The sequence below is a fragment of the Mycobacterium sp. IDUB_28 genome, from assembly GCF_055419285.1.
The window spans coordinates 167,092-193,047 of the sequence record NZ_JBVAXK010000010.1; the positions used below are offsets into that span (position 1 = coordinate 167,092).

General features: G+C 68.8%; 20 protein-coding genes and 1 pseudogene. 11 read left to right on the forward strand and 10 right to left on the reverse strand.

Going from position 1 to position 25,956, the window contains the following annotated elements; genetic code table 11:
* The first annotated feature begins 19 nt into the window (after nt 1-19).
* The 3 genes and pseudogenes from mycP (at nt 20) to ACZYZ9_RS20800 (ending at nt 4,646) form a co-directional block, all read left to right on the forward strand.
* Nucleotides 20-1,687 carry a type VII secretion-associated serine protease mycosin gene (gene mycP, locus ACZYZ9_RS20790; RefSeq protein ID WP_463828202.1) on the forward strand — a complete coding sequence of 556 codons (1,668 nt, stop codon included), beginning with the start codon at nt 20-22 and terminating at the stop codon, nt 1,685-1,687.
* Nucleotides 1,684-3,276 (forward strand): type VII secretion protein EccE, encoded by a 1,593-nt coding sequence (gene eccE / locus ACZYZ9_RS20795; protein ID WP_463828157.1) that lies wholly within the window; start codon nt 1,684-1,686, stop codon nt 3,274-3,276. The genes mycP and eccE overlap by 4 nt, the downstream gene beginning before the upstream one ends.
* A gap of 51 nt (nt 3,277-3,327) precedes the next feature.
* Nucleotides 3,328-4,646: pseudogene (locus tag ACZYZ9_RS20800) on the forward strand (EccA family type VII secretion system protein).
* Nucleotides 4,647-4,686: 40 nt separating this feature from the next.
* On the opposite strand, the gene ACZYZ9_RS20805 reads toward ACZYZ9_RS20800, so the two are convergent.
* The 6 genes from ACZYZ9_RS20805 to ACZYZ9_RS20830 form a co-directional block, all read right to left on the reverse strand.
* A complete protein-coding gene (locus tag ACZYZ9_RS20805; protein ID WP_463828158.1) occupies nt 4,687-5,493 on the reverse strand; it encodes a tyrosine-type recombinase/integrase in 807 nt (268 codons plus the stop codon).
* A gap of 15 nt (nt 5,494-5,508) precedes the next feature.
* Nucleotides 5,509-7,563, reverse strand: coding sequence for a hypothetical protein (locus ACZYZ9_RS20810; protein WP_463828159.1), 2,055 nt, complete (start codon nt 7,561-7,563; stop codon nt 5,509-5,511).
* Complete coding sequence (locus tag ACZYZ9_RS20815; RefSeq protein WP_463828160.1) at nt 7,560-10,550, reverse strand: ATP-binding protein; 2,991 nt, start codon at nt 10,548-10,550, stop codon at nt 7,560-7,562. Before ACZYZ9_RS20815 ends, ACZYZ9_RS20810 begins: the two co-directional genes overlap by 4 nt.
* A gap of 94 nt (nt 10,551-10,644) precedes the next feature.
* Nucleotides 10,645-10,932 carry a hypothetical protein gene (locus ACZYZ9_RS20820; RefSeq protein WP_054585968.1) on the reverse strand — a complete coding sequence of 96 codons (288 nt, stop codon included), beginning with the start codon at nt 10,930-10,932 and terminating at the stop codon, nt 10,645-10,647.
* A gap of 38 nt (nt 10,933-10,970) precedes the next feature.
* Nucleotides 10,971-11,900: a conjugal transfer protein gene (locus tag ACZYZ9_RS20825; protein ID WP_463828161.1), complete on the reverse strand. Its 930-nt coding sequence runs from the start codon at nt 11,898-11,900 to the stop codon at nt 10,971-10,973.
* Nucleotides 11,901-11,914: 14 nt separating this feature from the next.
* Nucleotides 11,915-13,198, reverse strand: a complete 1,284-nt coding sequence (locus tag ACZYZ9_RS20830; RefSeq protein WP_463828162.1) for a hypothetical protein — start codon at nt 13,196-13,198, stop codon at nt 11,915-11,917.
* Between the two features lie 250 nt (nt 13,199-13,448).
* On the opposite strand from ACZYZ9_RS20830, the gene ACZYZ9_RS20835 reads away from it, so the two are divergent.
* From ACZYZ9_RS20835 to ACZYZ9_RS20870, 8 genes are all read left to right on the forward strand, one after another.
* Nucleotides 13,449-13,883 (forward strand): hypothetical protein, encoded by a 435-nt coding sequence (locus ACZYZ9_RS20835; RefSeq protein ID WP_463828163.1) that lies wholly within the window; start codon nt 13,449-13,451, stop codon nt 13,881-13,883.
* 214 nt (nt 13,884-14,097) lie between these two features.
* Nucleotides 14,098-14,526 (forward strand): hypothetical protein, encoded by a 429-nt coding sequence (locus tag ACZYZ9_RS20840; RefSeq protein WP_463828164.1) that lies wholly within the window; start codon nt 14,098-14,100, stop codon nt 14,524-14,526.
* The gene (locus ACZYZ9_RS20845) at nt 14,526-15,932 is read left to right on the forward strand and encodes a type IV secretory system conjugative DNA transfer family protein (RefSeq protein WP_463828165.1); all 1,407 of its coding nucleotides are present in this window, start codon (nt 14,526-14,528) and stop codon (nt 15,930-15,932) included. Before ACZYZ9_RS20840 ends, ACZYZ9_RS20845 begins: the two co-directional genes overlap by 1 nt.
* Nucleotides 15,929-16,195, forward strand: coding sequence for a hypothetical protein (locus tag ACZYZ9_RS20850; protein ID WP_463828166.1), 267 nt, complete (start codon nt 15,929-15,931; stop codon nt 16,193-16,195). The genes ACZYZ9_RS20845 and ACZYZ9_RS20850 overlap by 4 nt, the downstream gene beginning before the upstream one ends.
* Nucleotides 16,192-16,386, forward strand: a complete 195-nt coding sequence (locus tag ACZYZ9_RS20855; RefSeq protein WP_463828167.1) for a hypothetical protein — start codon at nt 16,192-16,194, stop codon at nt 16,384-16,386. Before ACZYZ9_RS20850 ends, ACZYZ9_RS20855 begins: the two co-directional genes overlap by 4 nt.
* Nucleotides 16,387-16,430: 44 nt before the next feature.
* Nucleotides 16,431-16,778 (forward strand): hypothetical protein, encoded by a 348-nt coding sequence (locus ACZYZ9_RS20860; protein ID WP_463828168.1) that lies wholly within the window; start codon nt 16,431-16,433, stop codon nt 16,776-16,778.
* Entirely contained in the window at nt 16,775-17,464 is a 690-nt protein-coding gene (locus ACZYZ9_RS20865) for a hypothetical protein (protein ID WP_463828169.1), read from the forward strand. The genes ACZYZ9_RS20860 and ACZYZ9_RS20865 overlap by 4 nt, the downstream gene beginning before the upstream one ends.
* Nucleotides 17,464-17,595: a hypothetical protein gene (locus tag ACZYZ9_RS20870; RefSeq protein ID WP_306255950.1), complete on the forward strand. Its 132-nt coding sequence runs from the start codon at nt 17,464-17,466 to the stop codon at nt 17,593-17,595. The genes ACZYZ9_RS20865 and ACZYZ9_RS20870 overlap by 1 nt, the downstream gene beginning before the upstream one ends.
* Before the next feature lie 4 nt (nt 17,596-17,599).
* Here ACZYZ9_RS20870 and ACZYZ9_RS20875 read toward each other — a convergent pair whose 3' ends face one another.
* The 4 genes from ACZYZ9_RS20875 to mobF all read right to left on the reverse strand — a co-directional run bounded on the left by ACZYZ9_RS20875 (nt 17,600) and on the right by mobF (nt 25,790).
* A complete protein-coding gene (locus ACZYZ9_RS20875) occupies nt 17,600-18,340 on the reverse strand; it encodes a hypothetical protein (protein WP_463828170.1) in 741 nt (246 codons plus the stop codon).
* A gap of 79 nt (nt 18,341-18,419) precedes the next feature.
* On the reverse strand, nt 18,420-18,644 hold the full coding sequence (locus ACZYZ9_RS20880) for a DUF2188 domain-containing protein (protein WP_463828171.1): 225 nt from the start codon (nt 18,642-18,644) through the stop codon (nt 18,420-18,422).
* Between the two features lie 82 nt (nt 18,645-18,726).
* Nucleotides 18,727-19,728, reverse strand: coding sequence for an alpha/beta hydrolase (locus ACZYZ9_RS20885; RefSeq protein WP_463828172.1), 1,002 nt, complete (start codon nt 19,726-19,728; stop codon nt 18,727-18,729).
* A gap of 221 nt (nt 19,729-19,949) precedes the next feature.
* Nucleotides 19,950-25,790 (reverse strand): MobF family relaxase, encoded by a 5,841-nt coding sequence (gene mobF, locus ACZYZ9_RS20890; RefSeq protein WP_463828173.1) that lies wholly within the window; start codon nt 25,788-25,790, stop codon nt 19,950-19,952.
* Nucleotides 25,791-25,956: the final 166 nt, after the last annotated feature.

Genomic DNA, 25,956 nt, shown 5'->3' on the forward strand with positions numbered 1-25,956 from the left:
ATGGTTGAGATCCGACACGATGATCGCGGGGGCCGCGGCCTTGGCGGTGGCAGGTATGGCGGCATTGTGGGTGGCCCCGCCCGGTGCAGCGGTCGCACCGCCCGAGATCGACCTGGGGGCGCTGCCCGGCGATGGACCGCCGGGCCCGGATCAGCCGATGCGCCAGGGCACCTACTGCACACGGGTCGGCACCCTGCCCGGCACCGACTACCGGGTGCAGCCGCATTTCCTGGACATGCTCGATGTGGCCGAGTCGTGGCGCTTCGGGCGCGGTGCCGGGGTGAAAGTGGCAGTCATCGACACCGGTGTCAGTCCGCATCCGCGGCTGACCAACCTGACCGGCGGCGGCGACTACGTGGAGCCCAGCGGGGACGGGCTGACCGACTGTGACGCGCACGGCACCATCGTGGCTTCCCTGATCGCCGCCCAGCCCGCCGACGGCAAAACCCCTCTGCCGCCGCCGCGCCAGCCTCGCCGCCCTGACACGGTCCCGACTATCGAAGCGCCACCGCCTCCTCCACCGCCGCAGACGGTGACGGTGCAGCTGCCTCCGCCGCTGCCTCCGCCGGAAGGGGCCGCCTGGCGGCCGGCACCAGCGACAACACCGGCCCTCGTGCCGGCCGGTGTCGGCACCCGCACCATGCCGGGCGCCCCGGCACCCCAGGACCCGACGCCGACCCCGGGACCGCCCGGGCCGCCGCCCCCACCGGCGCCGCCGGCGGCGGATGGTTTCTCCGGTGTGGCCCCCGATGTTGAGCTGATCTCGATCCGACAGAGTTCCAGAGCGTTCAGCCCCAAGGATGCGTTCGCCGGCAACCAGGACCCGGCCACCCGGCGCAAGGCCGGGGATATCCGCACGATGGCGCGTGCAATCGTGCACGCAGCCAACGCGGGCGCCCAAGTCATCAACATCTCCGAGGTGTCCTGCATGCCGTCGACCAACATCATCGACCAGCGTGATCTAGGTGCGGCGATCCGGTATGCGGCCGTGGAGCGTAACGCGGTGATCGTGGCCGCGGCAGGCAACGTCGGAGAGGAGGGCGGCAACGATTGCAAACAGAATCCGATCTATAACCCGTTGACTCCGGGCGATCCTCGCGACTGGGCGCAGGTCTCCACCGTGGTGGCCCCGGCGTGGTTCTCCGATTACGTGCTGACGGTGGGTGCGGTGGATTCCAGCGGCGCGCCGGTGGGATCCAGTGTGGCCGGGCCGTGGGTGTCGATCGCCGCGCCGGGCACCGACATTGAGAGCCTGTCGGCGCGCGACGACGGCCTGATGAACGCCCTGGAAGGCCGCAATAATTCACTGGTGCCGCAAGCGGGGACCTCGTTCTCGGCGGCCATCGTCTCCGGTGTGGCCGCCTTAGTGCGCGCGAAATACCCGCAGCTGACCGCCCATCAGGTGATCAACCGGCTGCTGGCCACCGCGCGGGCGCCGGCGCGCGGGGTGGACAACCAGATCGGCCACGGCATCGTCGACCCGGTGGCCGCGCTGACCTTCGATATCCCTGCGGGCGAACCTGTTGGCCCGCAACGCTTGTCGGCGCCGCTGGTGCTGCCACCTCCGAAGGTGGGCCGCGATTTGACCCCGGTGTGGGCGGCTGCTGCAGGGATGGCCGGGATTGCGATGCTGTGTTCGGTGATCCTGGGTTCGGCGACGCTGATCCGCAAGGGGCCGCGGTCATGACCCCCACGTTGCCTGTAGGGCTGGCGCTGGGGTGGGGTCGGCTGGTGTGTGTGTTTGTCGTCGACGTGGCCCTGTTGGGCGCTGGGGTGGCCGCTGCGGGCCGGCCCGGCTGGTGGACAGCTTTGGCGGTCGCAGTGCTGGCCAGTGTGGCGGCGCTGCTGTGCTGGCGCGGAGCCCCACTGTTGACCTTGGGGTGGCGGGCGCTGTGGGCGCACCGGACCCCCCTGGGCGCCCCGGCGGGGCAGCTCGACGATCACGAACGCACTTTTGGTGGCGGGCCGGTCGGAATCCGCGCGGTGGGAACGCATCTGGTTGCGGTGATAGCTGTTGACGGGCAGCCGCACAGTCCCTCGGTCTTGGATTATCCGCGTGCGGTGTCGATGACGTCGCTGCCGCTGGCAACACTTGCCGGCGCGCTGCGCCAATTCGATGTCACCCTAGCCGGCATCGATGTCCTGAGCGCGGGATCGCGGCGCGCGGGCAAAACGCATCACCCGTACGCCGAGGCGTATTCGGGTCAGGTGGGCGATCATCCCGCTGTCGGGCAACGCCAGACTTGGGTGGTGGTACGCCTGGACGCCACCGCGAGCGCGCGCGCGATCCTGTCGCGGGAGTCGGTGGCCGCCACCCTGGCGGCCGCGGCGGAGTGGGTCGCCCACGAGCTGGGCAATCTGCGCATCGGCGCACGAGTACTGAGCGCCGAGCAAATCCGGGCCGCCGATGAGGCGCTGCTGGCCGGGGCCGACGCCGCGGCGCTGCATTCCGGGTGGCGCCGGTTACATCACGCCGGCGGCTACGTGCACACCTACTGGATGTCACTGGCCGACATCACCACCGCCAGCATCGACCGGCTATGGGCTCCGGACAGCGAGGCGACGGTCGTCAGCATTCAGCTGCGGCTGACTCCCGAGGGCGCCCCCACCGTGGGTGTGGCGGTGCGCTACCACACCGGCTACCCGCTGGCCGAGGCGCCGCTGACGGGTTTGAACCCGTGGACGGGGCGCCACGACCTCGCACTGGACACCGGACTGCTCATCGCGACCTCGCCGGCCGCGGTGCCTGCCCGAACGTTGTCTGCCGACGAAGAGTTGCGCGCCCCGATCGGCGCCACCGGCATCATCATCGGCGCCACGGCCACCGGTCATCCCCTCCTGGTCGACCTGAACGCCCCAACCGGGACAGCGACGGTCACGCTCGCCGGGGAGCCGGCGTTGACGGTGGCGATCGCGCGCCGCGCGGCCGCTACCGGATTCCAGGTTCTGGTGCGTACCTCGCACCCGCAGCGTTGGCAGGAAGTCACCGCCGCGGGCCTACAGGTCATCGACGCCGCTGCGCTAATGCAGCGGTCCTGGTCGCCGGGCCGGCGTGTCCTGGTCATCTTCGACGACGTCGACGAGCCGGCACCCGAGGGCGCTGCGGTCGTGGTGTCCACGGTGTCGGCGGATTCGACAAGTAGCGCCGACGTTCATCTCAAACAGGACGGGCCCGATCATGCGGTGCTGCGCACCTGGGCGATCGCTGACCGGCTGCGCATCGACATCACCGGCGAGCGCCGCCTGCTCAGCCCATGGCCGAGGCGCGCCGCCTAGCATTGACTCGCCCCACATCACCATGCCCCCATACCCCCGCGGGAGCCCCCGATGACAGCGACTGAGTCAGAGACGGCGGCGCGCAACGCTTTTCGCCGCGGGCTGCTGGCCTCCGGTATCGCCGTCGGCGGGTTGGTGCCCAGCCATAACGCGACGGTGGCCGCGGAGATGTTCCGGTCCGCGACCCAGGCCGACCCCGGCATTTGTGACGGCTGGCTGGGCCGACGGCTGGCCGGTGAGGACAGCCTCGACGTGCTGGCCGGGGCGTGGGCGGCCGCGGAAACCTTCGGCTGGGAGGTGCGCCGCCTCGGTGTGCTGGGGGCCTGATTTCCGGCCGGCGGTCTTCGAGGGCTGTTCCTGCAGCTGCGGTGTCTTAGGTGTTCTCGCTGCGCTGCGCCTACGCCGCCGCGCTGATCGGTGCCCAGCACTACGGCCAGGCCGATGAGCTGCTCAGCGCGGCACGGGTACCGGCCGATCCGTTCGAGGCGAACACCCACACCTATGTGGCGGGGTTGCTGTACTTTCGCACCCAGCGCTGGACCGATGTGCTGCACCTATTCCCGGTCGAAAACGGTGGATGCTCCCGGCATACGAGTGCGCGGCCACCGCGATGGCCACCACGGCGCTGGCATCTCTGGGGGTGTTCGAGGACGCCTTTCGGCGCGGACAACAGGCTGCCGCCGAGGACCGGGTGCCCGCCGCAGCCACGGTGGTGCTCTACACCCAGGCGATGTGCCTGCGCCATGTGGGCCGCGAGGACGAAGCCTCACAGCTGCTGCGCCGGGTGTATTCACGCGACCCGAAGTTCGCGCCCGCCCGCGAGACGATGGACGACCTTACCCGGCGGCTGGTGCTGACCGACCCCGAAACCATCGAGGCACGCACCGATCCGTGGGACCCCGCCAGCGCCCGGAACCGGGTCGACGCGGAGATCGCCCGCGACGCCGAGAAGGCCTCGCAGTACACGCTAGAGGGCCAGGGCGGTGATCGAGTTCCACAGCTACACCCCGCCCGAGTTGGTCGAACTGACCAAACTGATGGTCGCCGAGGACGACGACACTACTACCGACGCGGCGGTCGAGGTCCTGCGCGGCGACTTCGAACGGTTCTACACCGACGAAAAGCTCACCGAGGACGGTGATCTCATCCGCGGCATCGACGTACTCGGTAATGCCGGATTCGTGCGCAAACTCGTGGAAAAGGCGCGCGATCACCGCAACGACCGCCTGGACAACGCCGAACTCGATGAGCTGCTGGCCGCCGAGGACCTCGACGTCACTGATGAGCAGCTGCAACGGTTACGCGAGTTGACCGCGCAGGATCTTGCCGAAGGGTTACGGGCGGCGGTATCGGAAAAGCGGAGCGACTGAGACGGCGGCCCGCGTGCCCCTCAGGGTCCATGGGAACGGGTCAATGGTCGTCCAACGTGGCGGATTGGTATAAATCGCGCACCCGCAGGCCTGGGCGGCCGACGCTGGTGCGGGCTAGGTGGAACATCGAATCAAGCTTGGAGACTGGCAGGTATTCGTCGCGGTCGTGGACGCAGGGAAACAGCAGCGACTCGGGCCATGCGTGAACGTGAGTGCGCAGATGCGCGGTGATCGTCGGCAGTAGGTGAGCGGGGATGGCAATGTCTCTGATGCCTTGGGGGCTTGTGGGCGTTGTCGCAATATAAGTGCCGCTGTGGGTGCGCGCGACGGCGCGCCGCACGCGGACGACGCGCCGCGCGAGATCGATGTCTTTGCGGCGCAGTTCACGCAGCTCGCTGAAAGGCATGGCCAGCCATGCGGCCATCAGGATTACCAGCTGGTACGCCTCAGGCATTGCCGCGGTGATGGCCGCGATTTCGGCGCCGGTGATGAGGTGCGTGTGCGGGTCGGGGTGCGAGGCGGCGTTGGTGATTTGACAGGGATTCGTCTGAATGATTTCCGCGGCCGCGGCGGTACGCAAGATCGAGCGAAGCACCGAGTAGGCCTTGGTGCGGACCGTTGGTGTCGCCAGCGTTGTGGTGTCGTACCAGGCTTGGACTGCGCGGGGCGTGATGTCGCGAAGGCGGGTGGTGCCGAACGTGGGCAGCACATACCTGTCGAGGAGCCGGCGGTAGTTGGCGCGAGTGGCGCGTTGGAGAGCGCGCCTGGACAGCCAGATATCGGCATACTCACCGAAAGTCGGATTCGGGTCGTTGGGGTACCAGTCCGTGGCCACCTCGTCCTCCAAGCACCGGATCGTATCTCAGCGACCTTTGACCGGAGCCTGGTCGGGTCCGGGCCCATTCGGTGCGCTGCGGGATTGCTCCGCGTTATTGGGGGTTGCCGCCGCGGGCGGCGGGATGGGTCTGGGGTGGCGTCCGTTTGCGGGTGGCGGCTGGAATTTGGGTTGGCGCGGCGCAGCGCGTGCTGCCGCGGGGCGGGGCTGGCCGGGGTTGGGCTGGCCATTCGGTCGGTGCAGTTTGCGCGCGACGTGGGCGGCGACGGCCGCGCCGGCGACGACTTCGGGGGCGGCCACGGTGGCGGCGGCTTCGCCTGCGGTGGCCGCGGTTGCGGCGACGCGTGCGGTCGTGCTGCCGGCGCTGGCGGTGCGGGCCGCGGCGGTAGCGCTTCGGGCCGCGGATGTGGTGGCTGGGGGGGCGGCGGTGGGGGTTGGACCGTGTGGTGGGGTCGGCGGGTTGGGTCTGCGTCCGCGCCCGCGTGTGGGGGGTCGGCCGCCGGGAGGGCGGCCGCCTGCGGGGGTGCCGGTGCGGGGTTTGCCGGGGTCGCCGTCGGAGGTGTTGTTGGTGTTCCAGGGCGCGCGAGCGTTTAGGTCGCGGCCGCGGTCGTAGGTGTCGCGGCCGCATTGGTAGCCGTCGCGACCGTGGCGGGCCAGTTCGGTCAGGGTGTGGGTGAGTTCGTGGCGGGTGTGGTCTCCGAGTTGGTGTTTGAGCCAACGGAAGGCGCCGATGGCGGCGGCGGAGAACAGCGCGAGCATGATGAGCCGGGCCAGGGGATGGGTCATGCCGACTTGGTCGGCGTAGCCGCCGCGGGCGGCCATTTTCAGGACGATCAGTGCCGCTACGGAGATGTAGAGGGTGTAGGCGAACAGCAGGGCGGCGTGTTTGAAGAACAGGGTGAGTCGGCGGGTGGCGCGGCGGCGGGGTGCGCCGTGGATCATGGCGGGCCCGGCGGCGATGACGGAGAGCAGGGCGTTGAGCAGGGCTGCGCAGCAGGCCATGACGTAGCTGTAGGTGACGTAGCAGATGAACAGGGTGAAGATGAAGCCCAGCAGGCCGTAGAACATGCCCAGTGCGAGGTTGGAGCCGTCGAGGTGTTGGGCGAAGCTCAGCGCCTGTGGTGCTCCGCACCGGGTCATGGCGTGCGCGGGGCCGGCGAGGTCGCTGGGGTCGTGCGGGGTGAGCATCGCGGCGGTGTAGGCCTGGCCGCAGTTGCCGATGTTGTCGATGGGTTCGCCGAAGTTCATCAGCTGCAACGGCATTCGCACGGTGGCATCGGCGATGAGCCCGGTGAGGTGGTGCAGTTGGGCTCCGCCGCCGCCGGGGGTGATGGCGCCGTTGTTCAGACCTACTTGGGCGACGGTGAAGCCGAGGTTGCGTCCTTGGGCCAGCAGCCCGTCTTCGCGGTAGAGGTCGGAGAGTGGGTCGCCGATGAGGATGATTCCCAGGACGCCGATGGCGACGGTGGACAACATGATTCCGGCGCCGAACCCTTTGCGGCCGTGCCAGAGCAGGTGGTAGGCGCCCACCCCAAGGCCCAGGGTCAAACAGATGGGGAAGACCCACAGGTCGGCCAGGATGGTGCGCAGTGTTTCGAACATCGGGCGCAGCCAGGTGGTCAGCCAGTAAAGCCAGGTGTTGGACATGGCGAAGCGCATCAGCCACAGCGCGAGGGTGATCATAAAGATGTAGGCGGCGGCTTGGGCGCAGAGCAGTTCGGCGACGGCTTCGTGGGTCAGGCCGGTGTTGAGCGCGTTGGCTAGCCAGCGCGCCCAGCTGGACGGGTCGGCGGACAGGCCGGGGCCGGCTTTGGTGATCGCTTCGCTGGTGGAGACGACCGACAGGTAGTAGTTGCCGACGGGCACGCCGTAGCTGTCGGTGATGCCGGTCCAGTTCAGGGCTCCGCCGATGGTGGAGGCGGCGGCCGGCGGCGCGGCCGCCACCGACCAGCTGGCCAGCCAGTGCAGGGTGAACCACACGGTGGCCGCGCGGCGCAGCCGGGGCCGGGTGGCCAGCTGGTAGCCGAGGTATTCGGCGGCGCGCCCGGCGACGGTGATCGGTGCGGCGGGTGTGGTGTTCATGCGGCTTGACCTGGGGTGGTGTCGTAGGCGCGGTGCACGCCGGGGTCGGGTTCGCTGGCGACCCAGATGGGGGATTTGCGGCGGAATTCGTCGACGAAGAATCCGTAGCCTTGTCGCTGGCCGCGATGGGCGTCGCCGGCGGTGGTGTTCTCGTCGTGGTTGTCGAAGGCCGTGGGGTCGCGCATTTCGTGGGCGGAGGGTTGGGCGAGGAAGAATTCTTCGATGTCGCCGTAGTCGTCGGCGCGGATGCCGACTTTGCCGGCGACTTGTCGTGCGAGGTCGTCGTTTTCGAACGGCATGATCAGTTGTTGGGTGATGAATTCGTCGCCCATCAGGGCGAGGTCTTTGATGGGGTTCTGGGTGATGATCAGCAACCCGGTGTAGTGCTTGCGAGCCCGGCGGCTGATCAGGTGGGCGTCGTCGGCGCCGGCGCGGCTGTTGAGCAGACCGGCGGCTTCCTCGAGGACGATGAGCCCGAAGCGTTGCGGGTCGGCGAAGAACGTGACCCGCGCCAGGCGCACCAGCATGCCGTAGATGGCGACCGAGGCCCGCTTGCGGTCTGACAGGTTGGCGGCCAGGTGGGGGGTGTTCATTTCCTCGGCGGTGGGTAGGTCCAGGCTGCCGGTGAGCCACACCGTGACATCCAGGGCGGTCAGGTCGGGCACGGGCAGGGTGTCATCGAAGATGGCGCGGGTGAAGTCGTAGGTGGCCCAGGATTGCAGGGCGGCCAGGACGGGGGCCAAGTCTTGGGCCAGTGTGACGACTGCTGGTAGGCGGGTGTCGGCGCCCTCGGGTGGGGCGATGGCCGCGAGATAGGTCATCAGGGCGGCGGTGCTGGTGATGTCGAGGCGCCCTCGGGCGCCGGGGGCCAGCAGGGTGCGCAGGCGGCGCACGGCGACGCTGCGGGGGTCCAGGCTCATCATCGGGATCATGTAGTCCAGCCAGTAGGCGCCGGCAACATGGTCTGGGAAGGTGCGCAGCGGGTCGCAGCTGAACTGATCCCCGGCCATGTCGATGACGGCTTTGTTGGGGACGTCGGCGAGGGCTCTTTCCCATTCGGTGCCGGGGTCAATGATGAATGCTTGTGCACCGCGCTGGATTTCGGCGCGGGTGATGCGTTTGGCGGCATAGGATTTGCCGTAGCCCAGGGCGCCGCTGCAGACCAGGCACGGGTTGCGGTTGCGGCGCGCGGTGCCGGGCAGGTCAAGCAGGACCGCGCTGCCCATCGCGTTGTGCCGGGTGAATCCGAGCAGCATTCCGGCGCTGTTGCCGACCATCGAAGAGGTGATCGGCACGAAGCGTGACCATTTGCCGGTGGTGGTGGGTTCGCTGAACTGGTCGGCGCCGGTTTTGTGGTGGGGTACGCCGGGGTTGAAGGCGGCCCATAGCCGGGTTTGGGCGCCGCGGTAGTGGCGGATGGCGATTTGACCGGAGCCGGTGAGTTCTTCGCGCAGCCGTTTGACGCTGTAGTCCAGGGTGGCTTGGTCGGGGGCGCCGACGGCGATCAGGAAGGCGGCTTGCAGGGGCCGTTCGTCGATGTTGGCATCGAGCTGGCGGCGGTATTCGGCGAGTTGGTTTGCGGTGGTGAGCAGTTGAGCGTCGCCGTTGGCGACGTCGCGGCGCTGGGTGAACTGGTCGTCGAGGTTGCCTTTGGCGCGGTCGTTGCGCACCGATTCCATTTCGCGGCTGAGCGTGACGAGATTGACGGCGAAGTCGAAGACCGCACCGGTGTCCAGGTCGTCGAGGGCTTGCAGGAATTCTGATCCGGGGAACACGATGCCGGCTATGGGCATGTCGACGACCGGCAGGATGGCTTGGTAGCTGTCGCGGTAGAGGCCATCGGGGCTGGCGACGCGCAGGGTTTTCACCGTCGACGGGATGCGGCGAACACCAGCGGCCCAGGCGCCGGCGGCGGCCAGGGCCACGGGGGCGGTGATCGCGGCCAGTGCGGGCAGTCCAGCCATTGCGCAGACCGCGGTGGCCACACCCAGGATCGCCGCGCCCAGGTGCAGCGGAAGTGGGCGGCCACGGTGGTGGTATTGGTCGCCGGTGTCGAAGACGGCCTTCGGAAGTGTGGTGCCCTCGAGGCGACTGATTGCGTGGTGGTGGCGCGGCATGGGGTTGTCGAACACCCCGCGCCAGGCGTTGTGCCGCCAGAACCAGTTGCTCATATCTTCAGTGGCCGGCAGGGGGGTGAATTCTTCGGGCAGGGCGGTGATGACGTCGTGGGCCACGCGCTGGTAGGCGGCCACCGAGTTGTCAGAGTCTTTGTCACGTCCGATCGCCCAGTCGCGCAGTTTGGCGGCGTGCCCCATGGGGCTGTGCCCGGCGCGGCCGGCATCGACGGGGATGGCCAGCCAGAAGATGCGGGTGCGGGGGTGTTGGTCGGCGAGGACGGGCGCCATCTGTTGGCAGGCGGTGATCCAGTGCGGTTTGTCGCGGTGCCCGGCGAGCATGGCGCGCAGCAGCTGGCGTTGGCTTTGGGGCACCGACAGGCCGTAGATCCATGTGCCGGCGGGGATTTCGCGGGCCAGGGTTTGGTGGCGGTCAGCGACGCCGGTGCGGCGTTTGGTCGATTGCAGGTAGTAGGGCAGGCCGGACAGCAGGTAGTGGGCGTAGACGCCGTGGCGGGTGAAGCTGAGGTTGCCGATGACGGTGTGCGGGGGGGCCAGCAGCGGGTCGCCGGTGCTTGTGGCTTGGCGCGGGCACACGGTGCGCCACAGGCTGTGCAGGCGAAAACCCAGGCTGGGCCGCCCGCGCGGTACCAGTGCGGCGCCACCGGCGGCCGTGGCGGTGATCAGTGCCCCGCCGATCAGGGTGGCGCGGGCGTGCCCGGTGTCGAGCATGGCTACGGTGAGCGCCACGGTCAGCACGGCGCCGCCGTAGAGGCTGATGGCCACCGGCAGCCGCAGCGGTTTGTTGAACAAGATGTTGGTGTACACGGGGATGTCGTGTACACCTTTGAACAGCTGCGCTGATTCGGTCACGGGAAGACTCCTGCCGGGTGCGGTGTGCTGGGCGGGGCCCAGCGGTCCGCCGAACGCCGGGATACGTGTCGGGTGTTGGGTAGGGGCCGCGGGTTTACTGGCCGAATTGGCCGGTGGTGATGCCGGTGCGGTCGGTGGTGCGTTTGGCCGAGGTGTAGATGGCGTAGCCCGAGCCCACGACGACGGCGACGACGACGGCGACCAGGGCCCAGGCGACGGTTTCGCCGATGCGTCCGCCGAAGAAGGCGCCGGCGGCGCGGGTGCCCCCGGCGAGCAGGATCAAGATGACCAGGACGCCGACACCGATGGTGTAGAGCGAGTGGCTGCCAGAGACCAGGTCGGTGGCCGCCAGCAGGGTCGGGGTGGTGGTAGCGAGAAACATTGGTCGATTTCCTTTCGTGGGTGGGGAATTGGGTCGTCTTAGCGCGGCGCGGCGGCCGCCGCGGTGGGGATGACGGGGGTCAGTTCGGCGTCGGCGGCGAGCAGCGGTGCGTAATCCAGGCCGGTGACGCTCCAGCGGCCGGCGGTGACTTTCAGCGCGATCGGGTAGTCGAGTTGCACGGGGGCGAATTGGGCGGTGACGGCGCTGACGGTGGCCAGCACGTGCAAGGTGGTGCCATCGGCGGGCACGGTGTCCTCGGGTGCGGAGTGGTTGGCAACGAGTTTGGTGACTTGGGCCGAGCGGTAGTCCGCGGCGGCCAGAAGTCCGGAGTCGGGGGTGACGTAGCGTTCCAGCCCTGGCGCGGCGGTGAGGAAGCTGGTCAGAAAACCGCTGATGGTGACGAAGGCCGGGGAGGTCGCGGCCAGGGCGCTGGGGTAGCCCAGGGGTGCGTCCGCGCCGACGCCGGGGCCGTTGATGCGGGCGGGAAGGGCGCTGGCCCGCACTCCGTAGCGGGTGTAGAGGACGGGCAGCCGGTAGTAGGTGGTGTGGGGTGTGGCGGCTTCGAAGGGCCGTTCGGCCACGGTGATGACCACGCTCCATTGCTGGGTGGTGTCGTTGTCGCTGACCAGGGTGACCGCCGAGACCGCGGGGGAGCTGACGAGGACGGCCGGGGTGGTGGGCAGGCGCAGCGGTTCGTGCAGGGACCAGCAGTCGTGCAGGGACTGCTGGCGGGCGGCGGTGGCGGTGAGCCAGCGGGTCACGCAGTCCTGGGCGTAGGAGCCGACCAGGGCGGTGCGGTTGACCGCGCTGCGGGCGGGCCCGTCGACGTCGATCGGGTCGTCGGTGATCCAGCCCCAGATGGTGGAGAGGGCCACGACGCTGCAGGCGCTCAAGCCCACGGCAGCCACGGCGCGGCGCACGCCGGTGCCGCCGGCCTCGAGTCGTTGACGCCAAGTATTGGTCAGCATGGCGGTGAGCCTTCCTATTGGGGCGGGTGGCCGAAGATCTTGATCGAGGAGATGGCAAACGAGTTGTCGGCGGGGTCGGTGCGGGCGGGCTCGCCGGTGAAGCCGGGGAGGACGGCGGGACTGCCCGTCGGTGGCGGCTCGGTAGCGGCCGGGCCGAGGACATCGCCGAACAGTCCGCCGGAACCGGGTGCGGGGCTGGTGGTGGGGGCGGCGTCGGCGGGAGCGCGGCCGGTTTCCTGGATGAGCAGGATGACGCGGGAGGCCAGCACGCCGGGCTCGGGCAGGGCTTTGGTGGCTTCGCCATGCACGCTGCCGGTGTCGTGGGAGATCGCGGTGGGTGGGCTGTCGTTAAAGCTCCATTGCACGCGGGTGGCCACACGGTGTTGGTGCCACTGGTCAACCCCGGAACTGTCGGCGCCGACCCAGCCCGGCGTCAGCGAGACGGCGGTGATGAGCATGCTGCGCCCGAGGTTGAGCACGACGAATTCGCCGGCGTTGCCGCCGGTCACGCACACCCAGGCCTGGGTGGGGTCAGGGCTGGCCGCGGCCTGGGCGGCCGTGGACCCGGGAAGGCAGCCCACCGAGGTCGCCGTAAACGGGATCGTCGCGTCATGCTCGCCGGCCCCGGCGGTGGTGGTGGGGGCGGCAACGACACTGAGGTGGGTGGTGGGCCCGCCGGCCTGGCCGGTCGCGGCGACGTGCGGCTCGGTGCGCATGGCCATCAGCGCTCCGCTGGCGACCAGGGCCGCGACCGCGGTGGCCCCGACGAAGCCGGCGGCGATCTTCTTGTTGTAACGCGCCGCAGCCGGGGCCGCGGTGTCTTGGGTGTCGCTCACCGCGAGGTCGTCGCCGGTGGGCTGCGCCGCGCGCGCGTCGGGGGTGTCGAGCGCGTCGGGCGCCGCGTCTGCGTCGGCGTCCCTTTTGTTGGGGTCGCTGTCGGTGTCGATGTCGTTGTCGGGCTCGGGTGAATCCAGATCGACGGGGGCCAGATCGACTGTGCTGGAATCGCTTTCCTGCGGCAGATCATCGACGTGGTCGTGCCCCGTGTGGGTGGTTGCGCCGGTACCGGTGGGCGATGAACCGCGCGGCGTCGCACCCGAGTCTGCAAAGCCGGTCGGAGTCTGGTCACCGGGGTCCTCGCCGGGTCCGGCGTCGTCGATGTCGGGCGGGTCGAGGACCCCGGGATCGTCAGGGTGCGCCAGGACACCGACTCCGGAGTCGTCAACCTCAAGATCACTGAGGAAGTCTTGAGACCGGCCCACGAAGTGGACATCGTCGTCGGTGGATGGCGCGGTCATCGCCGGTGCCCGATCGGCATCGTCTCGGCGCACGCCGAGGCGATCACTGTTGCTACAGCAAACTTTCGTGGGGCGATGCGCAGGACGCGAAGCCCCAGACGGCATCCGCACATCGTGGCGAAACCGACACCCCTTAGAACATTGCGCACCATCGGCCGTATCCCTTTCTTCTTGGCTCAGCCTAAGGGATGCACTAACTCATATTCGACAGTTGTAGCGAAATACTTTGTCGGGTTGTTACGGTCTTTCTGTGAAAGCAATACCTGCCGACGGGATCGAGCGGTTGATGTTTTTTCTGGAGGACCGTCTGGCACAGCTGCGATGGACCCGCCAGGACCTGGCTGCCGCCGGCGGCCCAGCCCCCTCGACGCTGCGCAAAGCGCGGCTGCGCGAGGGCCTGTTTGCGCCGCGCACGTTGGCGCAACTGGACTTCGCCCTGGGCTGGCAAGAAGGCTCCGCGGAAGCCATCATGGCCGGCGCTAGCCCCGCGGTGCGGGTATCGGACCTGGTCAACTCGTGTTCTGCTGGCATGGAGGCGGCGTTGGCCGATAGCGAACGCTACCTGGTGGGGCGGTATGCGATGGAGTTGAAAAAGTTCCTCGACGATGTCGCGTTAAGGCTGAGCGCCTTTTACACTGAACCTGTACCCACCGCGGAGGGCGGCCACGATGACCGTTCCCGCTGACAGGTTCGACGAGATCCGCCGCAAGTGGATCGCCCGTAACCAACGGACATTTATATTCCAGAAAAGGCGCGCCGAATTGTTGGCGCGTCAAATTAGGGACCGCGATACAAAACGTACCGGCGCCCGTGTCGATACTGCCGATGATGACGTTATTCATCCGTGGTATGTGCGGCCGGTAAAAACACCGTACGCAATGCTGGATTGGGCTATTTTGATGACCGGTGCGGTAGTGGCCCCGATCGGATGGCCGGTCGGTAAGGCCGTATCCACAGCCATCGTGCAGCTAATCCCCGACGAGCTGCGGTCCTACCCGGTGGCGGCGTTGCTGTGGGCGGCGGCGCTTATCGGTGCCCCGATGCCGCTGATCTATGAGCCGGGGGAGTCGTTGTCCTCGGCGGTGCTGGCGCCGTGGCTGGCCGCCCAGATCCCGGCCGTACTGCTCATTGCCGGGCTCTACGGCATCGCCGAAGGCTGGCTGGCTGTCGACGGGGCCCGGGACTGGTGGCCGATGAGCCCGGCCGAGGAAGCCGAGGAGATCGATTTTGGGTTCACCGGACCCGACGACATGACCGGGCCCGGGATCTTCCCGACCGACCCCGACGACCCGCCCGGTGACCCCAGCCCACCACGGCGCAGGCAGTGATGGCGCGCTCACCCTCGCCGTATTGCGGGTTTCACCGCCACTCCGACAGCAACAAACTGTCCCTGGCCGCCGGCGCGGCACACCATCTGGTGTCTGCGCCCACCGAGTCCGGAAAGACCCGCGCCGTGCTGGCCCCGGCCGCCGTGCTGTGGGGCGGTCCGGCGGTCTGCGTGTCCTCCAAAGACGACCTGATGTGGTTGGTGTGCCAACGCCGTTGGGGGCCAAAACAAGTCATCGATCTACGCCCGGACTACTCCCCGTCCTACCCCCCGGATGTGCAGGTGCGCTCGTTTGATCCGACCGCGCTGATCACCACACCCGATGAGGCGGTGACGCTCGGCAACACGATGATGCAGATGGCCGCGGTCGGTACCGGCTCGGGCATCGATCAGGTCTCCGATGGCGGGATCTGGGAAAACAACACCGAAGCCCCCCTGGCGGCGATGCTCTACGCGGCCTCACCGTGCGGCAACGGCAAGGGCATCAGCTGGGTGCTGCTGGCCACCGACAACATGGAAAAAGACGACAAGAACCCCAATGAGCCGGGCTGGCACGCCGCCGCCCGCCAGGTCGAGGACCTCCCGCTGCTGCGCAACGGGTTGAAGCGCACGCTGGATATGGATGTGCGCATGCGCGATAGCATCGCGCTGACCATGCGCAAAGCGGTCACGCCGTGGATGCGCCTGGCGCTGCGCGGCAACACCGGGTCTTGTTTCGATGACACCTTCCTCGATCAGCCTGATGCCACGCTGTTCATCCTCGCCCCGGCCGAAGGCGCGATCGCCGGCGCCGCCGTGACCTTGCTCGAGCATCTGGTGCGCCGCTGGCGCGGCAAAACCGCGCGCAAAGAGATGCTGCACCGGCTGTTGATCACCGTCGACGAGGCCGCCAACGTCGCCCCCATGCCCGCGCTGCGCCGACACGTCTCCGAAGGCCGCGGCCTGGGGGTGAATCTGCTGCTCTCGGTGCAGGCCTCGTGTCAGTTCGACACCGTCTACGGCAGTGCCTACGCCCGCGAGCTGCGCGCCACCTTCCCCGCGGCACTGATCATGTACGGGGCCGATGAGATGGAGATGCTGCAACGCGCCGAACAGTGGTCACGCGAAACCACCCGCCGCCAAGAATCCTTCGATCAGGCCAGCGGCGCCAAAACCCTGTCCTCGCACCTGGGCCCGAGTCTGGACTACCGCAGGTTGCTCCCGCAAAACCTCGGCCACGCACGGTTGCTGCACCGCGGCACCGCCGGCATCGCCACCGAACTACCGGACTGGCCCGAATTTGTGCGCCGCTACGACCACGCCGTGGGCACCTTGCTTAAAAGCATTGCCCCAGCGGATAAACCACAAACACCGTGGGAATGGGCGGTAGCGCGGCATCGGCGCGCTAAACAGGCGGGGCAGCGGTGAACGCGACCCAGCTGCGCGCAGCACTGATCGAGGTCCTGGCCGCCACGCACGAGCCTATGACGACCAGCGCGGCGCGTATCGCGCTGAGCCAACGAGCCGGCGACCGCGTGCGGCCGGTGGTGGCCGAAGAGGTCTACCGGGCGCTACTGGTCCTGCAACGCCACGGCGCAGTACGCCGCGTGCATGACCAGCCGGGCCGGCTGGCCCACTGGGAGCTGACACAGAGTGCGCGGCCTCCTGCACAGCACGGACAACGGCAATGAGCACCCGCGTCGGCGCCGCTGCGGCCACATCCACTGCTGTTGCGGGAGAGGCCATGTGGGTCGTCGCCGTCGACGCCCTGGTGGTTGTGGTGTTGACGCTGGTTTTCAGCTGCATCGGCGCTGGTGAGAACGAACTGACGACATGGCCGATGCCCTCGGGACAGATCTGCGGGGCCCGCCGGTGCGCGTAGCTGTGTTGTCGCGGCGGGGATTTTGATCAACACGGAGGGATGTCGTGAACGATAGAACAGAGACAATCGGTGACGCCGGCTTGGGCGCGCTCGTCGGGGCAGAGACCATCAAGCCGCAGCGGTATATCGCGACCGTCGAAGCCGAAGCGCTTCAATTGACCTCGGCGTCCGCAGCGACCATCGTCGAATGGCTGGGACTTGCTGACCGGTGCTGTTTTCCGGCCGGGGTCAATCCGATCACCGGCGCCGACGAGCCGGGCTATCTGCTGATTCCGACGCCGATCGGTGACGTACGGGCCGATCTGGGCGACTACGTCGTGCTGCTCTCGGGCGGGGCGGCCTGGCCCTGCAAGCCCGAGGTGTTCACTGCGGCCTACCGACGGCAACCATGACCTGCCCGCACACCGGCACACCTGCGCAGGCCACGGAGCATCTGCCGCTGCTGCTGATCGGACTGCGGTGGCTGCTGGACACCGAACAACCCGCCGGAGCGCTGATCTGCCCGCACGGGCAGACGTTGAACTCTGTCGGTAACCGCAGACTGCGCTTCGCCCCGGAAGGGTTCGATAACCGCCCGGCGGTGGTCGTCGAGGTCGGCGACGTTGACCGGCACTCCACCCGTAATCCGCGTAACACATTGGGCGATAGTGAGATTGACGATTTGGCGTTTGTCCTCAGCGATTGCGGCGAACATGTCGGCGCAGCGTGGCGCAACGACGATCACCGCAGTGCCGCGTTCGCGCTGGCCGCCCCCGCGCCGTCGTCGTTGCTGTCGGCCGCGGCGCGGTATCGGCAGGGCTGTCCAACCCACGGCGGCAGTGCGCCGTGGTGCTGTGGCTGGTATCGGGACGGATGGCAGGGCGCCATCAGCATCCACGATGTGCACCGCGCGGCGGTGCAGGGCTCGCCGTCCGAAGTGGCCCACGGTGAGTCAGACCTCACCGCTGCGGTGAGGATTGCGCGCCAGCCCGTGCACCCGCCACGACCGCGCGGGTCAAGGCGCAGCGCCGGAAGCCGCGCGGGAGGGCGCCCGATGGTGTACTCGGATCGATGTGTACTGCGAGGCAAAGGATTATGATGAACGACGCACGCAGGTTCCCCTGGCTGAGTGGGTTGATCGCCGCCGCGGTGATAGCTCTGTGGTTGCTCTACGTTGTCCTGCACGGCGTGGTGACGATGAGCGTGGGTGTTGCGGCCATCGACGGATGAGTCGTCAAGGGTTAAGGGTGTCGTCGAAGGGCGCGTCGGGGGCGATCGGCAGGACTTCGATCGCTGCGGAGGCGCACAGCTCGTTGATCAGCGCGGTGGTGCCGCCGATGATGGTGGAGTCGTCATCGATCTCGGTGGCCACACACCAGGTATGGTCGGCCGGCCACATGAAGTGCGGTGACTGGGCGGTGAAGAATGCTGCGTTGTCCCAACGGCCGATGTGGACGGCCTGCTCGGCAGCACCTTCGAACAGGTAGTAGCGGTCGCGGCCGGGCAGGGTGAAGGTGGGACCGGTCAGGTCAAGTTTCCAGTGCGCCGGCGCGAGCGGCGGTGGTGACAGGTCAGGCAGCACGCCGTTGACGGGGCGGTAGGCGGTCAGTGTCACGCCGCTGCCGGCATGCAGTGCCCCGCATCCTTGCCAGACCGCGAAAAAACAGTGCTGCGGGTTGGCGGTGTGGCGGGCCAGGACCGTGCACAGCGCGCCGAGCGCGCGGGGGCTCAGGTGTCCCCAGCGCGGCTCGCCCGGGTGCCCACGGCCTCGCTGGGCGTGCTCGGTGGTGAACGGGGCGGGTGCACTGATGTGTGCCCACTGCGCTGAGGGGTGCATGATGCGGTTGTTGAACCGGGCGATGTCGGCCCAGCGCAGCGCCCCCGGGTAGTCGTCGAGAGGGTGGAAGAGCCGGGCGTAGGCCTCGAATCCGGGGCCTACGACGTTGGTGACCCAGTGCGGGCCCCACAGATCCACGCGGGCGCTCAACCAGTCAGCCGGCGCAGGGGAGTCGGCCGGCCGGGGAGGGAGAGGTTCCAGCAACGCGGCGTGGCCGTTAGCCGCGCGGCGGGTTGGGGTCGTTGCCGTAGGAGTTCCTCTGGCGGATCGTTCCGTCGAGGTTGCGGATGGTGTGCTCAACCTTGCGGTCCTGCGCCATTTTTCGGCCGATCGCGGTCTGCTCGGCTTTGGTGCCGCCGGTGTGGGCGGCGCGGCGGCTGCCCTCCACTTTCGACTTCCACACCCCGTCTTCGTTGTAGGTGGTGATGTCACCTTTGGGCATGTGGTCCTCCTCGGCTACGGGGGTTTGCGTGTGCAACATTGTGTCAACCGAACGCGGCCTTGTCTTGCCTCGCTATCGGGGGTCAACATAACAATGTGCGGGTCACCGGGTTTGGGTTGTTGAGAGCGTCGCGCAGGATGGTGTGAACATCGGTGTTGGCGCGGTGTGCGGTGTCGAGTTGATCGGCCAGGTTGTAGAAGCCGTGAAACATGCCCGGGTAGCAGCGCGCGGTAGTCGGCACGCCGGCGGCGCGCAGCTGGCGGGCGAACTGTTCACCGGCGGCGCGCTGCGGGTCGGCATAAGCGAGAACCAGATGCGCGGGCGGCAGTGTGCTCAGCTCGGCAAGCAACGGTGAGGCCAGCGGATTGAGCCGGTCCTGCTCGCCGGCGAGATATTGGTCGCTGAACCAGTGCAGGTGTTGGGCGGTGACGACCGCCGCCTGCGGCGGGGTGGGGGCGGGCGCGGGTGGGTGGCGCTGGTCGACGAGGGGACAGATCAGGAGTTGGAAGGCGATGGGTGGTCCGTTGCGGTCGCGGGCCAGCAGGCACACACCGATCGCGAGGTTGGCGCCGGCGCCTTCTCCGGCTACCGCCACCCGGTGCGGATCGCAGCCGATCTGCTCGGCGATGTCGGCTACCCGTCGGGTCGCTGCCCAGGCGTCCTCGAGCGCGGCGGGAAAGGGGTTCTGGGGGGCCAGGCGGTAGTCGACCGCCACGACGACCGCACCGACGCCGTTGGCCAGGCGACGACAATCGGCATCACGTGACACGGAGTCACGCAGGACGAAACCGCCGCCGTGAAAGTAGACGATCAGCGCGGGACGGGAGTTGGCTCCCGGCGCGGTGTGAGTGCTCAGCGGTTCATAGATGTGCACCGGGATATCGCCGTGGCCATCGGGGCCGCAAGCCCGCCGACAGTGCACGCGCGCGACTTGGACGTGCCTGTGGGGCGTGCAATTGCCGTGCAGGTGCTGGCGGAGCTCGAACGCATCGCTGCTGTGGTCGAATATCAGCGCCCACCGCTCGGACAACCGGTCCACGAAAGGCGTTTCCGCGGGTTCGGAGGGGCCGGCCGTACGGGTCATCGGCGATGTCCATGGGGGCACTGCAGCGGTTGATCTGTCCGGCTACCGGCTGCCTCGGCACCCGGGGCGGGCTCGCGGTTGGGGGCGTTGATCGACGCATGGCAGGGCGCCGGACCGCACGGCCGTGAAGGCACTAGCGGCTGGGTCAGCATGACCCGGAATCGTATCGCCCGCCCCCTGGTGGCGGTCGCCTTTGAGGGGACTTCATGGCACGTTCTTGGTCAGAGGTCGATGCCGTAGCCGCGGTCGATGTGGCGGTCTGGGGTGGTGAGGTTGTCGATGTGGGCGGCGGCGTCAGCGATGTCGCGCAGGCGGTCGACGATCTGGGTGCGCTGGCGTAGTAATTCGACGCCTTGGTCGCGGGCGGTGCTGGTTGCGCTGGTGGTGGCGAGGTGGTGTTCGGCGCGTTCGATGGCGGTGCGCGGGGCCGGGTCCGGGTCGGGTTCGGGGGTGCCGAGGTGGTGGGCGGCGGTGGAGTTGTGGTGCAGCGCGGCGATCAGAGCGCGGGCGGGTCGGCGGTGGTGGTCACCGGTGGTGATGAGGATGAGTTTGGTGTTGGTGGCGGTGGCGGCCGCGGTGAGCCAGTGCAGGTTGTCGGTGCTGAGGTGGTCGGCGTCGTCGACGACGATCAGACTGCCCAGAGGCAGTTTCAGGGGGCGGTTACCGAGGGTGGTGCGGGCGCTGTCGATGTGGCCGCCGGCATCGGCGTAGCGGTGTTGGGCGGCGTAGTCGCGGGCCGCCGGGCTGGCGGTCAGGGCGAGCACCCGGTGCTTTTGGTCGTGTGCGGTTGCCACGAGCGCGGCCAGTGCACCGTGCTTGTCGGCGCCGGGGTGTAGGTGCAGTGCTTGCACGGTGTGGATGTTGGCGGTGATCGCGGTAACGACGCGGCGGTGGGTGCCGTCGAGATCAGCGAGCGCGGTCTCGGATGGGTAGTACAGGGCTGCGGGGCTGACGGTGCTGGCGGCCTGCAGGAAAGCGACCTCGGCGCGCAGCGCGTCGAGGTCGGCGGCCAGATCGTAGGCGCGGGTGGGGCGCTGCGCCAGAGCGCGGGCCGCCGCGGCTTCAGCCCGGCAGAGCTGTTCATCCAGGGCGCGGGCCGCACCGCGGGCCTCATTGAGGGTGGCGGTGTCGGTGGCCATGACCTCGGCGCGGCGAGTCTGGATGTGGTGTTCGGTGACGATGGCTGCGGGGCCGCCAGCGGCGTCCAGCAGGGCGGTGTGGGCGTCATCGAGGCGGGCGCGTGCGGTGTGCAGCGCAGCGTTGATGCGCTCGGTGTTTCCGGTGACCTGGTCGCGGTGAGCACGGTAGCGGGCGACGGCAGCGTCATCGGCGCGGCCGGTCGCCGCGGTGATCGCCGCGTCGAGCTGGTCGAGCAGCGTGGCGTGCAGCGCGGCGGCGTCTTCGGCGTGCACCCACCGGGTGTGGGCGTGGGCCAAGGCCTGGTGCAGGGGCCGCTGCTGGTGGTGGCGGCGGCGCAGGTCGGCGAGCTCGTCGGCGGCGGCGTGTTCGGCGGGTCCACCGGCCCCGCCCAGGATGGCTTTTTCCAGATGGCGCAGGTGGCGGTAGGCGGCGTCGCGGTCCGCGCGCAACGCCGGGATATCAGTGTTCTCGGCGCGCGCAGCACCCAGTGGCCGGTGGTGAGGGAGGTCGTCGAAGTCCAGGCCGGCGAGGTCCTGCTCGGCGAAGCTGTAGGGGTAGTCGGTGGGGTCGGGTGGCGGCTCGCCCAGGTCCTCCTCGAGGCCGTAGTCGCCGGTGGTGTCGAAGTCGAGCTGGCCGGCGGCCGCAGGGCTGTGGGGGGCCTCGGCGGGGTGCGGGATATCGGGGTCGAGGGTGGCGGCGTGGTGGGTGAGCAGCTCGACGCGGTAGGTCAGCAGGCGCGCGTACTGGTCGGGGCGCAAAGGCTTTTCGGCGTGGATGTCGCGCAGGTGTTCCGCGGCGGCGGCGAGCAGATCAGCCGGGGGCCAGTCCGAGGCGGTGACCGCAGCGACCAGTGCGGGCCAGGCGTGGTCGGTGATGATCGCTTCGGCGACGACCGTGCCGAACAGGCCGTGCAGCTGCGGGGCCCAGGCCGGTCGCAGCGCGGTGTCGGCGCGATCCAAAGAGGGCGGGGCCAGCGTGCCGGCCAGGCGCCACCACAGGGCGGCCGCGGGCATCTCGGACGGGAGTGGGCCGTACGCGGCCAGGGCGTCGCGCAGCAACGTGTCGATGTCGGCGCCGGCCTGGGCGGCGTCGTTGAAGTGGGTGGCCAGACGCGGCCAGAACGGATCCGCGGTGATATTTCGGTCGTGGTTTTCGGCGAGCTGGCGCCAGCGGGCGGCGTCGGTGTTGGCGCGAGTTAGGGCCGCGTCGAGGCGGGCATGGATCAGGTGCTGAAACACCTTGGAGCGGTTGGGGTGTTGTTCGGGGCCGGTGATGCGGGTGTCGGCGGGATCAACGCCGTGGGCGGCCCGGAACACCGCAATTTCGGCCATCAGACGGTTGCGCTGACCGAGCAGCGGACGCGCCCACGCCGGGGCGCTGCGTTGCTCCCACCCGCGGGCACTCTCACGCACCGCGTCGGCGAGTTCGGTCACCAGTTCAGCCCGCGCGCGCAGGCACGGACCCCACATGTCATCGCTACTCAGGACCGCCGGTATGGGGTTCAGCCAGTGCAGCGGGGCAGGTTGTGGCGCAACCGATTCACCGCAGATAGGCAGGCGCCAGTCCAGTACGGCGGCAGGATCGGCAGCATCACCGAGTCCGGTGGCCGCGGCGTCATGTAGGGCGGCGACGGGGTCAGCACCGTGTAGGGCGAGCAGGGCCAGGTTGCGGCGCAGCACCGGCCAGGCCGGGGCATCGGTGACGCGGGTTCCGAGGCTGGCGGCGGCCTCGTCGATGGCGGCCATGACGGTGGCGCCGGCGCGGTGTTCGGCGCCCGCGGACAGCGCATCGGCATACATCGCGGCCGCTTGGTGTAACCGGGTGAACGGGTCGGCGTCGAGTGCGGCGGCGGTGTGAGCGGAGATTTGTGCGCCGTCGCGGCCCAGGATGGTCGTGAGGACGTCGACAGCGGTCGGGGGGTGGGTGGCTTTGGGCGCCAGGATGCGGTGCGGGTCGGATTCGGCGGTGGATCCGTAGAAATGGTTTTCGGTGCAACCACGGGTGCCGGCGACGTAGAACTGCTGGCGGGTCAGCCGATCGGAAATGACGGTGTGGCAGGTGCCTTCGACGTCGCGGCCGCCCGCGGTCATGCCTTGGGCGGCGTTGATGGTCGAGGCGTAGCCCAGGGTCGTGTTGGTGGTGACGTAGCGGGCGGGTAGCCGTACCGGGGTGGCCGCTCCGCGCAGCGGGACGACGGTCAACGAGCCGTCGTCGTGCACGGTGCGAATGGTCCAGCGGTGCCCGTTTTTGACCCAGCCGCCGCGGCTGGTGGTCCGTATCCAGCGGGCATTCTTGCGGGTGGCGATAGTGTCGCCGGCTGAGGCGGTCAAGCCGTCGGCCAACGTGACGGTCGCTGCGGCTGCGGGTGCGCTCGCGTCGGCGCCGGCGGCGGTGAGACGGTCCAGTCGGGCACGTTCGTTGAGGTGGGCGACCAGCTCGTTGGTGGGAGCCAACAGGATGGAGTCGCGCCCGGTGGCGCGGTCAGCCGCCCACGCGTCGTAGGCCATGTCGGCAGCGTGTTGATCGGCTCCGACATGCACCCGGTGATGGTCGATGTAAAAGCCGATCCCGGAGGGGTCACCGTTGCGGATCGCCAGGCTGGCAGCGGCCTCGGCCTTCCCGGTTTCGGCGTGGGTGAAGCGCACGACGGTGCTCAAGGTGACCGTGTTGTAGCGGTCGGCCAGATCCCGCAGCACGCCGCCGGCGGAGATCGACGCCAACTGCTGATCATCGCCGATCAGGCGCACGCTGGAACCGCACGCCAGGGCATGGGTGATGAGGGTGTCCAGGTCGGCGGTGGAGGCCATACCGGCCTCGTCGACGATGAGCAGGGTTGCAGAATCGATGCGGTCGAACCACTGTCGCGCCGGATCATCAGCTGGGGCCGGTGATCCGCTTCCGGCGCCTATGAGCTGCACCAGTTTGGCGAGGGTGTCGGTGGTCGAACCGAGGTCTTCGGCGAGGACTTCGGCCGCTCCGGCGGTGGGGGCCAGGCCGATCACGGTGCCACCACTGGTACGCCACGCTGCGGCCAGTGCGGCCATGGCGGCGGTTTTTCCGGTGCCGGCCGGGGCGAGCGCGAGCTGGACCCGCGCCCCGGAGGTGGCCATTTCGCGGAGCAGTGCGATTTGTCCGTCGTTGAGGGATAGGCCGGTGTTGGCGTGGGCTTCCAGCAGCGCCAGGCCGATGCTGTCGGCGTCGACGACACGGCCGTCGGTGCGGTCGGCGGCGGCCAGGATGCGCCGCTCAGCGGCCAGGATGGCTTCGCTGGTGTAGAGGGTGCAGTCGTGGCGGGTATAGACACTGGCGCCGGCGGCGCGGCGCAGTGCGGCGGGTTCGTTTTTGTCGGTGTCGGCGTGGCTGGTCAACGCCAGACTGTGCCCGTCGAGTGCGGCGGTGACGATGCGGTCAACCAGCTCGGGTCCGCCGGGGTGATCGGCGTAGCGCAGCTGGCGGTGGGCTTCGGCGCGGACATGGTTGATGGTCCAGGTGGCCCGGTGCTCGCAGACAGTGTCGATGACGCGAGCAGCCCGCTGGTACACCCAGGTCTCCGTGACGGGGACCTGGTGTGCCGGTGCGTGATTGGTGACCGCGGCGACCATGTTGCTCAGCGCGCGCTGGCTGCCCAGGACCTCCACAGCCTGCACGCGCCAGGTGTGGCGCTGCTCGGCCAGACAGCGGGGTTCGTGTTTGGCTTGCCGGGTTTCCAGGGTGGCTTGCTGGGTCAGGGCGAGCAACTCCACCGCGGTGGGTTCGCGGCCGTGTTCGGTGTGGAATCCTTTGGCCAGCTCGCCCACCCGGTGGTCGATCGCGGCGCTGCGTGAGGAGTATTTCTCGTTCAATTCGGCGGGGATGCCGTCGATTTCACGGACCGGACGCTTACCCCGTTTACGTGGTGACTCGACGAACCGAACACGTAGTTTGTCGACCAGCAACGCTTCGATGCGGGTGTTGTAGAACTCCGAGGCCGCGACCGCGGCGCGGTGCAGAGTGGCGCCGTCCAGCGCCCGCCAGCGCCCTATCCCGTCGGGGCCGATGACGTGGACCTTGTTGCTGAGGGCGGCGTGGGTGTGCAGGTTGGGGTCCCCGGCCCGGGAGTCGCGGTGATCGAAGGCGGCCACAATCAAACCGGTGGTGTCGACCTGGGCGATGCCACCGGCTCCCATACGGGAGAACGCGGCGTTGGCTTCCAGGAATTGCAGGGTCTCCTCCACCGCCTGGCGGTGGCAGTCCTCGATCGCGGCGGCGATCGGCGGTGCCCCGATAGCCCACAGTGTGGAGACCGATTTGACCGGGGTGAAGGTGAGGTCATAGCCGGCCACCGCGGTGGATGCCGAACGGGAATTGGCGGCGATGAACCCGGACAGTTCCCGCGCGTCCGCCGGTGGGCGAGCGTAGGTTTCGGCGAACAATTCCTGCCCGACGGCGGTGCGCAGCCGCGCCCGGATGTCCGGGTCGATATTGGCCGAGACCTCGGCGCCGATGGTGAGGTTGTAGTCGCGGTAGGTCTCGCGCAACCGGGTCAGGAAACGGTTTTCGGTGCCGTGAACATGAAACGGCCTGCCCAGCCGCGCGGCCATACTGGCCCCGGCCGCACCGGCGCCCAGGGTGGTCAGAAGACGGGTGATCTGTGCGGCGTTGGGGTGCAGGCCCTCACCGAAGAGCGCCTTCATCTGCTCTTCGCTGACCTGCGAGCCAGCCTGCACGCCCCAGTATTTGGCGACCAGCGGATCACAGGCGTAGCGGGCCAGCGGCGTGGCCAGTGCCGCTAGGCCGCGGCCCATCCACCGACCCGGGGATTCCCCCTTTTCGGTGTAGTACTGCGCCAGGGTGGGGCGGCCACGCTCGGTGGCGTCAGAGGCGGCGACTTGGCGGATCAAATAGAGATAGCCGTCGCCGGCGGTCAATTTGTGTAAGCCCATCACTGCGTCATCACCTGAAGCTGAAACTAGGGGCGGCCCCGTCCCCAGATAACGGCCGTTACCAATCTGTGACCCTGAGTGCAAGAGGTGTGATGTGCGGCGGTAGGGAAAAGTTAGGGCACCCTAAGTGCCGTTCGGGGCGGCGGTGAGTGATCGGGTGCGAAGC

Bases quoted from the DNA above. Each gene is read 5' to 3' on its own strand.
- mycP (WP_463828202.1), top strand. From the start codon at position 20: ATGATCGCGGGGGCCGCGGCCTTGGCGGTGGCAGGTATGGCGGCATTG.
- eccE (WP_463828157.1), top strand. From the start codon at position 1,684: ATGACCCCCACGTTGCCTGTAGGGCTGGCGCTGGGGTGGGGTCGGCTG.
- ACZYZ9_RS20810 (WP_463828159.1), bottom strand. From the start codon at position 7,563: ATGAACACCACACCCGCCGCACCGATCACCGTCGCCGGGCGCGCCGCC.
- ACZYZ9_RS20820 (WP_054585968.1), bottom strand. From the start codon at position 10,932: ATGTTTCTCGCTACCACCACCCCGACCCTGCTGGCGGCCACCGACCTG.
- ACZYZ9_RS20825 (WP_463828161.1), bottom strand. From the start codon at position 11,900: ATGCTGACCAATACTTGGCGTCAACGACTCGAGGCCGGCGGCACCGGC.
- ACZYZ9_RS20830 (WP_463828162.1), bottom strand. From the start codon at position 13,198: ATGACCGCGCCATCCACCGACGACGATGTCCACTTCGTGGGCCGGTCT.
- ACZYZ9_RS20840 (WP_463828164.1), top strand. From the start codon at position 14,098: ATGACCGGTGCGGTAGTGGCCCCGATCGGATGGCCGGTCGGTAAGGCC.
- ACZYZ9_RS20845 (WP_463828165.1), top strand. From the start codon at position 14,526: ATGGCGCGCTCACCCTCGCCGTATTGCGGGTTTCACCGCCACTCCGAC.
- ACZYZ9_RS20855 (WP_463828167.1), top strand. From the start codon at position 16,192: ATGAGCACCCGCGTCGGCGCCGCTGCGGCCACATCCACTGCTGTTGCG.
- ACZYZ9_RS20865 (WP_463828169.1), top strand. From the start codon at position 16,775: ATGACCTGCCCGCACACCGGCACACCTGCGCAGGCCACGGAGCATCTG.
- ACZYZ9_RS20870 (WP_306255950.1), top strand. From the start codon at position 17,464: ATGAACGACGCACGCAGGTTCCCCTGGCTGAGTGGGTTGATCGCCGCC.
- ACZYZ9_RS20880 (WP_463828171.1), bottom strand. From the start codon at position 18,644: ATGCCCAAAGGTGACATCACCACCTACAACGAAGACGGGGTGTGGAAG.
- ACZYZ9_RS20885 (WP_463828172.1), bottom strand. From the start codon at position 19,728: ATGACCCGTACGGCCGGCCCCTCCGAACCCGCGGAAACGCCTTTCGTG.
- mobF (WP_463828173.1), bottom strand. From the start codon at position 25,790: ATGGGCTTACACAAATTGACCGCCGGCGACGGCTATCTCTATTTGATC.